This window comes from Pseudomonas sp. PS1(2021), assembly GCF_020405165.1.
Lineage (GTDB): Bacteria > Pseudomonadota > Gammaproteobacteria > Pseudomonadales > Pseudomonadaceae > Pseudomonas > Pseudomonas aeruginosa.
Map to the genome: position 1 here is coordinate 1,714,256 of NZ_CP084484.1, position 12,333 is coordinate 1,726,588.

Annotated in this window: 13 protein-coding genes; 9 read left to right on the forward strand and 4 right to left on the reverse strand. The window is 67.8% G+C overall.

Features of this window, described 5'->3' with window-relative positions; translation table 11 throughout:
- The first annotated feature begins 64 nt into the window (after positions 1 to 64).
- Genes LE197_RS08205 through LE197_RS08215 form a run of 3 tightly spaced genes read left to right on the forward strand, consistent with a single transcriptional unit; the run spans position 65 to position 3,055 of the window.
- A complete protein-coding gene (locus LE197_RS08205; protein ID WP_017149069.1) occupies positions 65 to 499 on the forward strand; it encodes a hypothetical protein in 435 nt (144 codons plus the stop codon).
- A gap of 28 nt (positions 500 to 527) precedes the next feature.
- Complete coding sequence (locus tag LE197_RS08210; RefSeq protein ID WP_003139213.1) at positions 528 to 2,513, forward strand: cation-translocating P-type ATPase; 1,986 nt, start codon at positions 528 to 530, stop codon at positions 2,511 to 2,513.
- On the forward strand, positions 2,510 to 3,055 hold the full coding sequence (locus tag LE197_RS08215; RefSeq protein ID WP_003116899.1) for a DUF4946 domain-containing protein: 546 nt from the start codon (positions 2,510 to 2,512) through the stop codon (positions 3,053 to 3,055). The genes LE197_RS08210 and LE197_RS08215 overlap by 4 nt, the downstream gene beginning before the upstream one ends.
- A 135-nt stretch (positions 3,056 to 3,190) precedes the next feature.
- Here the strand turns inward: LE197_RS08215 and LE197_RS08220 are convergent, their stop codons facing one another.
- The gene (locus tag LE197_RS08220) at positions 3,191 to 3,460 is read right to left on the reverse strand and encodes a hypothetical protein (RefSeq protein WP_003089681.1); all 270 of its coding nucleotides are present in this window, start codon (positions 3,458 to 3,460) and stop codon (positions 3,191 to 3,193) included.
- A 114-nt stretch (positions 3,461 to 3,574) separates the two neighbouring features.
- On the reverse strand, positions 3,575 to 4,489 hold the full coding sequence (locus LE197_RS08225) for a LysR family transcriptional regulator (RefSeq protein ID WP_003089677.1): 915 nt from the start codon (positions 4,487 to 4,489) through the stop codon (positions 3,575 to 3,577).
- Positions 4,490 to 4,889: 400 nt separating this feature from the next.
- Here LE197_RS08225 and LE197_RS08230 point away from each other — a divergent pair, with 400 nt between their 5' ends.
- The 3 genes from LE197_RS08230 to LE197_RS08240 are packed head-to-tail and all read left to right on the forward strand — an operon-like array spanning position 4,890 to position 8,264.
- A complete protein-coding gene (locus LE197_RS08230; protein WP_031692901.1) occupies positions 4,890 to 7,064 on the forward strand; it encodes an FUSC family protein in 2,175 nt (724 codons plus the stop codon).
- Complete coding sequence (locus LE197_RS08235; RefSeq protein WP_003102972.1) at positions 7,054 to 7,263, forward strand: DUF1656 domain-containing protein; 210 nt, start codon at positions 7,054 to 7,056, stop codon at positions 7,261 to 7,263. The genes LE197_RS08230 and LE197_RS08235 overlap by 11 nt, the downstream gene beginning before the upstream one ends.
- Positions 7,260 to 8,264, forward strand: coding sequence for an HlyD family secretion protein (locus LE197_RS08240; RefSeq protein WP_003102974.1), 1,005 nt, complete (start codon positions 7,260 to 7,262; stop codon positions 8,262 to 8,264). The genes LE197_RS08235 and LE197_RS08240 overlap by 4 nt, the downstream gene beginning before the upstream one ends.
- A 36-nt stretch (positions 8,265 to 8,300) precedes the next feature.
- On the opposite strand, the gene LE197_RS08245 is transcribed toward LE197_RS08240, so the two are convergent.
- Positions 8,301 to 8,546 (reverse strand): hypothetical protein, encoded by a 246-nt coding sequence (locus LE197_RS08245; protein WP_003089668.1) that lies wholly within the window; start codon positions 8,544 to 8,546, stop codon positions 8,301 to 8,303.
- A gap of 261 nt (positions 8,547 to 8,807) precedes the next feature.
- On the opposite strand from LE197_RS08245, the gene ppk2 reads away from it, so the two are divergent.
- Positions 8,808 to 9,722 carry a polyphosphate kinase 2 gene (gene ppk2, locus LE197_RS08250; protein WP_003089666.1) on the forward strand — a complete coding sequence of 305 codons (915 nt, stop codon included), beginning with the start codon at positions 8,808 to 8,810 and terminating at the stop codon, positions 9,720 to 9,722.
- A gap of 86 nt (positions 9,723 to 9,808) precedes the next feature.
- A complete protein-coding gene (locus LE197_RS08255; RefSeq protein ID WP_031692902.1) occupies positions 9,809 to 10,276 on the forward strand; it encodes a hypothetical protein in 468 nt (155 codons plus the stop codon).
- Positions 10,277 to 10,292: 16 nt separating this feature from the next.
- On the opposite strand, the gene pvdS is transcribed toward LE197_RS08255, so the two are convergent.
- A complete protein-coding gene (pvdS, locus tag LE197_RS08260; protein ID WP_003113068.1) occupies positions 10,293 to 10,856 on the reverse strand; it encodes a pyoverdine signaling pathway sigma factor PvdS in 564 nt (187 codons plus the stop codon).
- Positions 10,857 to 11,498: 642 nt separating this feature from the next.
- Here pvdS and pvdG point away from each other — a divergent pair.
- Positions 11,499 to 12,263, forward strand: a complete 765-nt coding sequence (gene pvdG, locus LE197_RS08265; RefSeq protein ID WP_003089659.1) for a pyoverdine biosynthesis thioesterase PvdG — start codon at positions 11,499 to 11,501, stop codon at positions 12,261 to 12,263.
- The last annotated feature ends 70 nt before the right edge of the window (positions 12,264 to 12,333 follow it).

A 12,333-nucleotide genomic window follows, 5' to 3' on the forward strand; every position in this document is an offset into this window, starting at 1 on the left:
CGGTACGCGCTTCCGCCAGCGGAACGCGGCGCCGAGTCGAACAACCAGGCGAACGGGACGGGCAATGACGGCAGGCGGTATTCCATTCACGGGCAACGGTGCGCGGCTATCACCGGGCAGGGCCCTGCTGTGCGGGCTGGCGCTGTTGCTGTGCGGCGGCGAGGCGCTGGCGCGGCAGTTGCCGAGCGACATGCTGGTGGGCTTCGTGGCCAGCGCGCAGTACCCGGTCATCACCCTGAAGAAGCCCAAGCAGAGCCTGCTGCGCAGCGTGCTCACCCTGGGGCTGGGGAAGAAGACCGTCAGCTATTCGGTGGCGCCGTCGGTGCGCATCCGCACGGCGCAGAACCTGTTCATCGTCTACGGCCGCATGCCCCAGCTCGAGGGCAGCTTCGTCGGCCTGAAGAGCGACAACAACGGGCAGGTCAAGCAGATCTGGGAACTCACCGAGAAGGAAGCCCTGGACTACGTACGCCGGCCGGACGCGCGCTTCCCGCAATAGCCGCCGCGGCTCGCCCCGGGAGGTGCGCATGAGCGAGCCGACCGCCCACGGCAGCCATGGCGGCTGCGCGCATCATCATCATCACCTGCCGTTCGGCGGCGGCCTGCTCAGCCGCGACGAGCAGCGCCGCGCCGCCCGCCAGCTGAGCCTGGCGATGCTCGCCCTTGGCCTGTTGCTGCTCGGCCTGGCCTGGCGCTGGCTGGCGGCGGACCAGGCCGGGGTCAGCCAGATCCTGCTCGGCGTCGCATCGCTGCTGGTGGCGCTGCCGGTGGCCCGCTCGGCCTGGGACAGCCTGCGGCATCCGAGCCTGCACGGCGTCACCGACCAGTTGATCGCGCTGGCCATGCTCGGCGCCTGGGCCAGCGGCGACCTGCTGACCGCCGCGCTGCTGCCGATCATCATGATCTTCGGCCACGTGCTGGAGGAGCGCAGCGTGATCGGCTCCCAGGAGGCCATCGCCGCCCTCGGCGAGCTGACCCGCAGCCATGCCCGGCGGATCGAGGCCGACGGCAGCCTGAGCGAGGTGGACAACGCCAGCCTGCGGGCGGGCGACCAGGTGGAAGTGCGCGCCGGTGACCGGGTTCCGGCCGACGGGCGGGTCCTGCAAGGCCAGGCCAGTCTCGACACCGCACCGATCACCGGCGAGTCGGTGCCGCTCGAGGTGGCGCCGGGGATGGAGGTCTACGGCGGCGCGATCAACCTCGACGGCCTGCTGCGCATCGAGATAACCCGTACCGGCGAGGCCTCGACCCTGGGCAAGGTGATCGGCCTGATGCAGCAGGCCGAGCGCGCCAAGCCGCCGATCACCCGCCTGCTGGAGCGCTACGCCGGGCAGTACATGTTGCTGGTGTTGCTGATCGCCGCGGTCACCTGGTTCGTCACCAACGATGCCCAGGCCATGCTCGCCGTGCTGGTCGCCGCCTGTCCCTGCGCCCTGGTGCTGTCCGCCCCGGCCACTGCTATCGCCGGGATCGCCGTGGCCGCCCGCCACGGCATCCTGATCCGCAGCTCGGCCTTCCTCGAGGAGCTGGCGGACCTGACTTCGCTGGTGGTCGACAAGACCGGCACCCTGACCCACGGCAGCCTGCGCTTGCAGGCGCTGCGCCTGGCCGATGCCGCCGAGGAGGCGTCGGTGCTGCGCCTGGCCGCCAGCCTCGGCGCCGCCAGCAGCCATCCGGTGAGCCGAGCGCTGGCGGCCCTGGCGGCGCACGATGCCTATCATCCATTGAGCGATATCCGCGAACGCCAGGGGTTCGGCGTGGTCGCACGAACAGCGGCGGGCGAAGCCGCCCTCGGCCGGCCCGAGCTGTTCCAGCAACTGGGCATCGACGCCGGCGAGGTGCCGGCGCACGAGGGACCGATCGCCGGAATCGCCCTGGACGGGCGCTTCCTCGGCTGGCTGCTGCTGGCCGACAGCGTACGCGCGGAGGCCGCCGAGGCCCTGGCCGATCTACGCGAACTGGGTCTGGGCCGGCAACTGTTGCTGACCGGCGATCGCCAGGCGGTGGCCGACGCCGTGGCCAAGCAGGTGGGGATTCGCCAGTTGGTGGCGCAGGCGTTGCCGGAGGACAAGTTGCGCCAGGTCGGCGCGGAGATCGGCAGCGGTTTCCGGCCGATGGTGGTCGGCGACGGCATCAACGATTCGCTGGCGCTGAAGGCCGGTGTGGTCGGGGTGGCAATGGGTGCCGGCGGCGCCGATATCGCCCTGGCCTCGGCGGATATCGTGCTGATCGGCAGTGACCTGCGCCGGCTCGGCACCTGCGTGCGGCTCAGCCGGCAATGCCGGCGGACCCTGCAGGTCAACGTGGCGATCGGCCTCGGCTGGACCCTGGCGATCGTCGCCGCGGCAGCCTTCGGCCTGCTCGGCGCGGCCGGGGCGATGGTCGCGGCGCTGCTGCACAACCTCAGCACCTTGCTGGTGCTGGGCAATGCCGGACGCCTGCTGCGTTTCGAGGAGCCCCTCGGGCAGCCCCGGCCGGCCGTGGAGGGACGCGAAGAGGAGGGTACACCGTGAGGCAGGCGCAAACGCGACGCAACGGCTGGCGCTGGCTGGCCCTGGCGGTCGGCACGCTGTCCGCGCTGAGCCTGGCCGAGGCGTCGATGGCGCGCTGGCCGGCGGGCTGGCAGGTCAGCGACCTGCCCGCCGCGCAGCCCGGCCAGGCCGGCGCCGGCCAGCGCCAGCGCGCGGTCAAGTTGCAGGCAGACGGCTCCCAGGCACTGGTGATGGAAGTGACGCGGATGCCCTTGCAGAGCGGGCAGGCAGTGAACCTGGAGAAAGTCCTCGGGCACATGCGCAAGCTGGTGCAGATCGAGTTCCTGCGCAACGGCCTGCAGACCGCCTGCACCTCGCCGCAGCCGTCCACCACCGGCGGGCTGGCGGCGCTGGAGACCACCTGCACCATTCGCCAGCGCGGCGCCGTGGTGATGAAGCAGACCTTGCTCACCGCGGCCGGCAAGACCTCGGCCTATTCGCTGTCCTATGCCGGCCTGGCCGAGGCCTACGACGCCAGCCAGGCGGAAATCCGCGCGGTACGGGAAAGCCTGCGCTTCGAGTGAGCGAAATCGGACGCGGTCGGGGCGGGGGCTGGAGTGTCGGCGGATGACGCCTGCGGCGCTATTCGCCCTACGGAGGGTTGCATTGGGGTAGGGCGGATAACCGCTTGCGGTTATCCGCCTTGCGTCTGTCGCGGATCATTTCTTCCCGGCGTTCTGCAGGATCTGCAGGGCCTGGGTGGTGGCGGTGATGCAGCCCTTGGTGTCGCCGCTGGCCTGGTCCTGCCTGGCCTTGGCCTGGAGTTCCTTGACCTCGGTGACCCGCGCACCGGTGACCGAGGTCTTGCCGCGCACGGCGAGGATGTCGTCCAGCTTCTGCAGGTTGGCGCCGCACAGGTCGGTGCTTTCGGCGGCTTGGGCGGTGCCGCCGAGCAGGGCGGCGGCGATGAGCAGGGTACGCACGATCATGGCAGTTCTCCTTTGTGGGCCGGGTGGCCGGACGGGGGAGAGACGACAGGCTCCTGGGAGTCTTCTCCGCATGCCCAGTATCTGACCGGAGCGTCGCCGGAATGGTTCGGTCGCTCAGCCGTTGCCCCAGGGCGGGATCGACAGCGCCTGCTGGAGATGCTGGATGAACGCCTTGACCTTCGGCGACATCGCCGCCGCCCGCGAATACATCGCGTAGATCACGTCGTCGAGTGGGCGCAGGCCGGGCGCGGCGTCCACCAGGCGGCCGTTCTTTAGGTCCTCGGCGACGATGAACAGCGGCAGCAACGCCAATCCCTGGCCGCGCAGGGCGGCGTCGCGCATGGCCTGGCCGTTGTTGCTGCTGAAGCGTCCGCGTGGCGAGACGGCGCGGGGCTTGGCACCGGGGAACGCCGGTTCGAAGGTCCAGACCTGGCTCGGCGTGGCGTTGTTGTAGCCCAGGCACTCGTGCTGCATCAGTTGTTCGAGGGTGTCCAGCGTGCCGTGGCGTTCCGCGTAGTCGGGGCTGCAGCAGACCACCCGCTGGCTGTTGGCCAGCGGCCGGGCGATCAGCGAACTGTCGTCCAGGCGGGTGACGCGGATGCTCAGGTCGTAGCCTTCCTTCTCGAAGTCGGTGAGGCGGTCGTCCATCTGCAGGACGATCTCCAGGCGCGGGTGCTGGCTCATGAAGTCGGCGATGATCGGCGACAGCCAGAGGGTGCCGAAGCTCATCGGGGTGACGATGCGCAATTCGCCGCACAGGTCGTTCTCGCGCAGGGCGACGATCTCCGCGGCGTTGTTGAGTTCCTGCAGCGAGGCCTTGGCGGCCTTGTAGAAGAAATGCCCGGCCTCGGTCGGCTCGACGTTGCGCGTGGTGCGATAGAGCAGGCGGACGCCGAGGCGTCGTTCGAGATCGCTGACGCGCTTGCTGATCACCGACTTGGACAGGCTCATGCGCTCGGCCGCCGACGTCACGCTGTTGAGTTCGGCGACGTTGAGGAAGGCTTCGATATCGTCGAAGCGCAGGCTCATCGGTGGGCCCACGATACAGTGGCAATCGCTCGACGCATTCTCGGCTCCTCCTGGTCGTTTTCCTTGGGCTTTCTATCCGCTTGATTCGCAAGCTAAATCGATCCAGCCCTGAGCAAGCTTACCCAATCGAAAGGCGCCGCAGCGTTCGTTCTCAGCGAAAACGGTTTTCGCCTGGACGCGCTACCGGGAAGGCCGCCGGGGCTTTTACCCTGTAGTCGCGACTCGTCGCTCCGTGGCCGACCGCACCTGCCCGCCCCCGTAGGCGGCCACGGATTTCCTTGCGCCTTCTAGACTGGAAGCGAACCCGCCGCATCAACCCCGAACGAGAAACCCGCATGTCGAGTCGCTTCATCGCCGCCTGGTCCGCGGCCAACCGTTGCCTGGAGGTGCGGGGCCGGGAATGGAAGGGCTGAAACTCTACGCCCGCTTGCTCTGGCGGCCGCCGCGGGAAACCCTGCTGTTCGCCCTGCGCACCGTCGCCGCCGGGCTGCTGACCCTCTACCTGGCCTTCCTCTTCGACCTGGAGCAGCCGAAGTGGGCGCTGATGACCGTGGTCATCGTCAGCCAGCCGCTGGCCGGGATGGCTCTCAAGCGCAGCTTCGCCCAGGTCGTCGGTACCTTCGCCGGCGCCGTGGTGGCGGTGCTGATCATGGCGCTGTTCGCCCAGCAACCGTTGCCGTTCTTCGTCGCCCTGGGACTCTGGCTGGCGCTCTGCACCGCCGGCGGCACCTTGCTGCGCTACACCGATTCGCACGCCTTCGTGCTCAGCGGCTTCACCGCGGTGATCGTCGCCGTGCTGTCGATTCCCGATCCGGAAAACACCTTCATGCTCGCCGTGGTGCGGGTCACCGAGACCCTGCTGGGCGTCGCCTGCGTGGCTCTGGTCAGCCTGCTCAGCGCGCGTCCGCAGGCGGTGGCGAAGGGCTACTTCGCCCAGGTCGATGGCCTGATCCGCAGTACCGCGCGGCACGCCGCGGCGGTGATCCGCGGCGACGAGGGCGACGAGTCGTTCAACCAGCGGCAGATGCAACTGGTCGCCAGCATCACCGCGCTGGACGGCCTGCGCCGGCACCTCTATTTCGACGCGCCGAACCTGCGCCGCGCCGATGGCCTGGTGCAGTTGCTGGGCAACCTGCTGGTGCTGATGGCCTCGCGGCTGTTGCTGCTGCGCCAGCATCGCCTGCTGGTGCGGGCGCACTGGGTCGGGCCGTTGCCGGCGGATATCCAGGCGCTGCTGGATCGCGCGTTGCGGGTGCTGGACGCGCTGGCCGAGCAGGGGCGGGCGGTACCCTCCGAGGTGCTGGAGGAGTTCCAGGCGGTGCGCCAGGCCTTCGATGCCGCGGCGACGCGCGCGGAGTCCTACGACGAGGCGCTGAGCCCGGCGCTGCGCCCGCAGGTGGCGATCCTGCGCTGGGAATACGCGCGGCTGTTCCAGCGCCTGGGCGAAGTGCTCGAACTCAACGATGCGATCCAGTCCGGCCGCCAGGCCAGCAGTTTCTACCGCCGTGGCCAGGCGCAGGCGCTGCACCTGGACTGGGCGCTGGCCTCGATGAACGCCGTGCGCGCTTTCGTCGCCTTGTCCTGCGCCGCCTGGCTGTGGATCACCAGCGCCTGGAACGGCGCCCTCAGCAGCCTGCTGCTGGTCGGCGTGATGTGCTCGCTGATGGCGACCTTCCCGCGTCCGCTGCTGGCGGCGCAGAACTTCCTGCGCGGGCTGCTGCTGGCGATCCTGATCTCGGCGGCGCTGCTGTTCGTGCTGTTGCCGGCATCCGCCGACTTCGAGTGGCTGGCGCTGTGGATGGCGTTGCTGCTGTACGTGGTCGCGGTCGGCCTGAGCAGCCCGCTGAGCGCCGGGATCGCCATGGGCATCGGCCTGGAGACCCTGCTGATGGTGGCGCCGCAGAATATCGCGGTCTACTACAGCAACGCTTCGCAGTGGTTCGAGTTCGTCGGCGGCTTCCTCGCCGCGGCGGTCCTCGCCGTGCTGGTGTTCGCCCTGGTCTATCCGTTCCGCGCCGACCCGCGCCTGCGCCGGCTGCTCTACCTGTCGCGCCAGGACGTCGCGGAAATGTCGCGCTGCGAGGCCAGCGAGGCGCAGCGCTTCGCCTTCGAGACGCGGATGATCGATCGCCTGGCGGTGATGGTCGGCCTGCTGCCGGCGAGCCAGGAGCCGGCTTCGGCGGAACGTTTCCAGTGCGCCCTGGGCTGCGTGGTGATGGGCGTGGCGTTGAACCGCCTGCGCGAGCCGCTGCATGACGCCGGGGTGGTGCCGCTGGAGTTGCAGCCGCTGCTGGGCGAGGCGCTGCGCAAGGTCGCCGCCTACATAGCCGGCGGCGCGGACGCCCCGCGGCAGGATCTCGCCCTGGCCGCCCTGCGGCGTTTCGGCAGGGGCCTGGAGGCCTTGCTGGCGCAGCCGTCGAAGGACCTCGGGGCGACGCGGCAGCGCTTCATCATGAATGTCGCGGTACTGATCCTGCAGCAGTCGCTGCAACGCTATCGGACGTTGCTGGAGGAGGACCGCGGCGCACCGGCGGTCGTCGAAGAACCAGAAGAGGAGGGCGGACATGCCCGCTGATGTCGAGATCGGGGGCGCCTACCTGCCGCCGATCGCCCAGGCGCTGCTGCTGGCCTGGCTGATCCTGCTGCTGCTCAACCCGCTGTTGCGGCGCTTCGGCGTGTTGCAGCGGGTCTGGCACGAAGCGCTGTTCCAGGGCGCGTTGTACTGCGCGATCTGCGCCGGTCTGATCCTGTGGATGGGGGAGATGTCCCGATGAACCTGTTGCAAGGCAAATGGCCGCGCCTGGCCACCCTGCTGGCGGTGCTGGTGGCGGCGGCGCTGGTGTTCCTCGCCTGGGAACGCTACACCCGCACGCCGTGGACCCGTGACGCGCGGGTCCGCGCCGATGTGGTGACGCTGTCGGCGGACGTTTCCGGGCTGATCACCCGGTTGCCGCTGAGCGACAACCAGCCCGTGGAGAAGGGCGCGCTGCTGCTCAGCATCGACCCGGCGCGCTATGAACTGGCGGTGCTGCGCGCCGAGCGCGCGGTGAACGTGGCGCGGGCGGCGCTGGGCGAGTCGCGCGCGGCGATCGAGGCCAGCCAGGCCCAGTTGCGCCAGCGCCGCAGCGAGGCGCAGCGGCGCTCGGCATTGCAGAAGCGCTCGATGCTATCGGTGGAAGAGAACGAAAAGGCCCAGACCGACGTCAGCCTGGCCCAGGCCGAGTTGCTGAGGAACCAGGCCAGCCTCGGCCTGGCCCAGGCCAACGTGGAGCTTGCCGAAGCCGCCTTGCAGCAGGCCCGTCTCGACCTCGAACGTACCCAGGTGCGCGCCCCGGTCAGCGGCTACGTGACCAACCTGCAGACCCGCGAAGGCGACTACGCCCACGCCGGGGTGCCATTGCTGGCGCTGGTGGACCGCGATTCGTTCTATGTCAGCGGATACTTCGAGGAAACCAAGTTGCCGGGCATCCGCGTCGGCAGCCGGGCGCGGGTGGAACTGATGAGCGGCGAGCGCTTCGACGGGCGCGTGCAGAGCATCGCTCATGCCATCACCGACCGGGAGAATGCCGAGGGCTCGCGCCTGCTGGCGAACATCAACCCGAGCTATACCTGGGTCAAGCTGGCCCAGCGAATTCCGGTGCGCATCGCCATCGATCCCGCCTATCGCCAGCGCAACACCTTGCGCGCCGGCGTGACCGCGACCATCCGGGTGCTGCCCGCGGAGGACACCGCGAAAGTCGATTCCGCGGCGCCCGGGACTGCCGTGCGGCCTTGAGTCAGGCCGAACCGGTCAGTCTGTGCCGGTCATGGCTCAGGGTTGTTCGCGGACGATTTCCGCCAGTTGCAGGATCAATCGCTCGTCAGCCTGGTTGCCGCTCTGCTGGCGGAATTGCCTGGCCTCCTCGCGGGCGCGCTGGAAGGCCGCATCGACGCTGGCCTGGCCATGGCTGTCGCGAATCCACAGGTAGAGGCCCATGACCAGGCTCTGCAGGGTGGCCAGGTCGCTGCTCTGGGCGTTCAGCGCATCGATGAGTTGCTGTTTGGAAAACGCTTGCATGGTTGATCTCCGATCAATGGCGCCGCAAGGGCGCGGTTCGCCCCGGCGGTCGCCGGGGTGCGCGGAGCATGTGGAAAGTGCGGAGAGGCTGGCCAGCTTAGGCCAAGTCATTCAAATGATTAGGGAATTTTCTGACTTTCAGTGACCTTTCGACTGTTTTCGACGGCGAGCGATCGCTACGTTTTCATCGAACCGTCACCAAACCGTCATGAAGACGCGCCTAGCATTCGCGGTATTTCGGCATGACGTGGAGAGCAGCGCATGGACTCCTATGGCGATACCTCGGGCCGCATCGGTCGCGACTGGCTCGATCGACACGACGAAGAACTGGAGCAGGAACTGCTCGACGACGAGCTGAACCTGGACGAGCTGTTCGGTCCCGAGCAGGAGGATGCGCCCGGCGAATTGAGTCGGCGCCGCTATTTCCGCGAACTGTTCCGCCTGCAACGGGAACTGGTGAAACTGCAGAACTGGGTGGTGCACACCGGGCACAAGGTGGTGATTCTCTTCGAGGGGCGCGACGCGGCGGGCAAGGGCGGCGTGATCAAGCGCATCACCCAGCGCCTCAACCCGCGGGTCTGCCGGGTCGCCGCGCTGCCCGCGCCGAACGACCGCGAGCAGACCCAGTGGTATTTCCAGCGCTACGTCTCGCACCTGCCGGCCGGTGGCGAGATCGTCCTGTTCGACCGCAGCTGGTACAACCGCGCCGGGGTCGAGCGGGTCATGGGTTTCTGCAACGACGAACAATACGAGGAATTCTTCCGCAGCGTGCCGGAGTTCGAAAAGATGCTGGCGCGCTCGGGCATCCAGTTGCTCAAGTACTGGTTCTCCATCTCCGACGCCGAGCAGCACCTGCGCTTCCTCAGCCGTATCCACGATCCGCTCAAGCAGTGGAAGCTCAGCCCGATGGACCTGGAGTCGCGGCGGCGCTGGGAGGCCTACACCAAGGCCAAGGAAACCATGCTCGAACGCACCCACATCCCCGAGGCGCCCTGGTGGGTGGTACAGGCCGACGACAAGAAGCGCGCGCGGCTGAATTGCATCCACCACCTGTTGCAGCAGATGCCCTACCGGGAAGTTCCGCAGCCGCCGGTACACCTGCCGGAGCGCCTGCGCCACGCCGATTACGTCAGGCATCCGACGCCCGGCGAGATCATCGTGCCGGAAGTCTATTGATGGCCGTTCGGCCGGACGCCGGGCTGGACGGGTAAATTCGCGGCGGGATGCGACGTTACTCAGGCAAGCCCCACGAGTAGCCGGCCATGCTTCCGTCCCCAGCCTCCAGCCTGTCGTTTCCGTCGCCCCTCGAGCGCCGCGAGGCCGATCCATATGCCCGCTGCGACAGGCAGCGGCCTGCGTGCAACGAGTCGCACGAGCCGGCGCAGGAGCGTCCTGAACCTGTCGCGACCTGCGCATTCATCGAGGAGGAGCGCCGACGTGGCGATCCCACGGGCTTGCTTTACGCCCTTGGGCCGCGGGAGCGGGGAGAGCCGGAGCGGGTGGCGGAGTGGTTGGCGGCGCTGGTCCACCATTTCTACCTGGACGGTCCCGTTGAGCCGCCGAGGACAACGCTGGCAAAGGAGCGCTGCGAAACCGCGCCGGGCCTTTGCCGCTGCTGCGGCCAACCCTTCGATTTTCGCCACAAGCGCGCGGCGTTGTTGCTGCTGGGAACCCATTTCGCCGCCAGGGCCGAGGCGCAGGCGGCGTCGGTGCGCCGCTACCGGCGCTGAGGAATGCTCGCCGCCGTCAGCGGCGGGCGCTGAGATGGGTGACGTTGTCGCCCTGGCGCTCGGCGGTGACCTTGCGGCAGTGCACCAGGGCGTCGCGGATCATGAAGTTGACCAGGGTCGGCGAGACGCCCAGTTCCTTGGCGATGTCCTTCTGCGGCACGCCGTGCAGGCGGTACATCTCGAAGGCGTAGCGGGTGCGCTTGGGCAGCTCGGTGAGGGCATCCGCGATGTGTTCGAGGGTCGCGTAGTTGATGTGCGAGGTTTCCGGCGAGGCGCCCTGGATCACCACGTTCAGGCCTTCTTCCTCCGGCCCCGAGTATTTCTGTTCGAGCGCCTGCTTGCGGTAGTGGTCGATGGCCAGGTTGCGGACGATCTGGAACAGGTAGCTGAGCTGTGCCTTGAACGACGAAGTGATCTGCGGCGCCGACTGGAGCCTGAAGAACGCATCCTGGACCACATCTTCGGCTCGCGAGCGGCAACCGGTAATGCGGGCGGCGATCTTCACCAGGATCGTGCGGTTATCGACGAAAGCCTGGAGGAGCGGGGTATCGCATCTGCGGGTAGACAGTTGTTCCGACATGGAAATCACCTTGCTGCGGAGGGGGCTGCAGAGCACTGGCGGTGGGGGAGACCCACACATGGCGCAACAAATTATGTTGAATGATAATGATTGTCAATTACGAAGAAATAACCAATCTCACCTTTATTCGTGAATGGTCCGCATGCTGGCAAATAGCCGCTGCGAATGATGGAGGGGAGAAATTCTTCGGCGTTTCAGAAGGATGGCCGCGCCAATGTTGCAGTCATGCGTCGCAGACGAAATTTTTTTAATAATCTTTAGGAATCAGCTAGTTAGAAATCGGTATTGAATGCCTCGCGGCTCCTGCCGACGTTCCGCGCAAGAACTGCGCGAAGGCGCTGCGACAACCGTCCCCGGCTGCTCCAGGTCGTACATCGCTATCGCCGATGCGGCGATAGCGCCGGGCACAACCCATCAGAATGGATAGGGGTTGGCGTCCTTTCGCGCAATGCTCCGCGGTTGCCCGGAGATTGCGGTTACATGCGCTAATTATTTGCCGTTGTTATCCGTTCCCCTCTGTGACAGCACGGGCAGGTGCCCGGCGCCCCGGCGTGCGCAGCAGGAGACGGAAATGCCGATCGATCATGGGAAAGCGCTCTGCCCCGGACGAGGGCCACGACAGCGGCGCAAGGAGGTCGGCAGGTGAGCCCGGCCGTTTCCCTGCAATTGTTCTGCCTGCCTTATTCGGGGGCCAGCGCCACGCTGTTCCGCCGCTGGCAGCCCAGCCTGCCGAGCTGGATCCGCTTGCTGCCCCTGGAATTGCCGGGGCGCGGCCTTCGCTTCGGCGAGGCCCTGCATACCGATGCCGCCAGCCTGGTCGCGCAATTGGCCGGCGAGCTGCACGGCACCCTCGACAGCGCTTCTCCCTACGCCTTCTTCGGCCACAGCCTGGGCGGGCTGCTGGCCTTCGAACTGGCCCATGCCATGCGCCGGCGCGGCCTCGAAGGGCCGCTGGCGCTATTCCTCTCCGGCGTATCCCCGCCCGCCGAAAACGATGTCAGCGGCTACCGGCGCGCCAAGGCCGACGCCGAACTGGTCGCCGCGTTGCGCGACTACCGGGGTACTCCGGAGGCCGTCCTCAACGATCCGTCGCTGATGCAGATGCTGTTGCCAGTGGTGCGAGCGGACTTTCTCGTCACCGGCAGTTACCGCTACCAGGCGCATGGGCCGCTGGACGCGGCGCTGCACCTGTTCGGCGGACGCGAGGACAGCCTGCGCAGCGCCGAGTTGCTCGGCTGGCTGCATGAGGCCGGGGGCGATTTCACCCTCGACCTGCTCGACGGGCAGCACTTTTTCATCCGCGAACAGCAGGGGCAGTTGCTGCGCCTGCTGCGTCGCTACGCCGGCCAGCATCTGCTGCGCTGGCACAAGGACAAGGTCCGGGGAAGCATGCGCGCCGCCAGTTGAGGGGCGGCCGCGACGACTGTTTCCGGAGACTCACTAGAACTCGATTGCAAGCCGAATTCAGGCAGGAAAA

What these genes read in the sequence shown, in the direction of transcription:
- LE197_RS08235 (WP_003102972.1), top strand. Translation starts at nt 7,054, where the DNA reads ATGCCCGCTGATGTCGAGATCGGGGGCGCCTACCTGCCGCCGATCGCC.
- LE197_RS08245 (WP_003089668.1), bottom strand. Translation starts at nt 8,546, where the DNA reads ATGCAAGCGTTTTCCAAACAGCAACTCATCGATGCGCTGAACGCCCAG.
- LE197_RS08225 (WP_003089677.1), bottom strand. Translation starts at nt 4,489, where the DNA reads ATGAGCCTGCGCTTCGACGATATCGAAGCCTTCCTCAACGTCGCCGAA.
- LE197_RS08220 (WP_003089681.1), bottom strand. Translation starts at nt 3,460, where the DNA reads ATGATCGTGCGTACCCTGCTCATCGCCGCCGCCCTGCTCGGCGGCACC.
- pvdS (WP_003113068.1), bottom strand. Translation starts at nt 10,856, where the DNA reads ATGTCGGAACAACTGTCTACCCGCAGATGCGATACCCCGCTCCTCCAG.
- ppk2 (WP_003089666.1), top strand. Translation starts at nt 8,808, where the DNA reads ATGGACTCCTATGGCGATACCTCGGGCCGCATCGGTCGCGACTGGCTC.
- LE197_RS08230 (WP_031692901.1), top strand. Translation starts at nt 4,890, where the DNA reads ATGGAAGGGCTGAAACTCTACGCCCGCTTGCTCTGGCGGCCGCCGCGG.
- LE197_RS08240 (WP_003102974.1), top strand. Translation starts at nt 7,260, where the DNA reads ATGAACCTGTTGCAAGGCAAATGGCCGCGCCTGGCCACCCTGCTGGCG.
- LE197_RS08205 (WP_017149069.1), top strand. Translation starts at nt 65, where the DNA reads ATGACGGCAGGCGGTATTCCATTCACGGGCAACGGTGCGCGGCTATCA.
- LE197_RS08210 (WP_003139213.1), top strand. Translation starts at nt 528, where the DNA reads ATGAGCGAGCCGACCGCCCACGGCAGCCATGGCGGCTGCGCGCATCAT.
- LE197_RS08255 (WP_031692902.1), top strand. Translation starts at nt 9,809, where the DNA reads ATGCTTCCGTCCCCAGCCTCCAGCCTGTCGTTTCCGTCGCCCCTCGAG.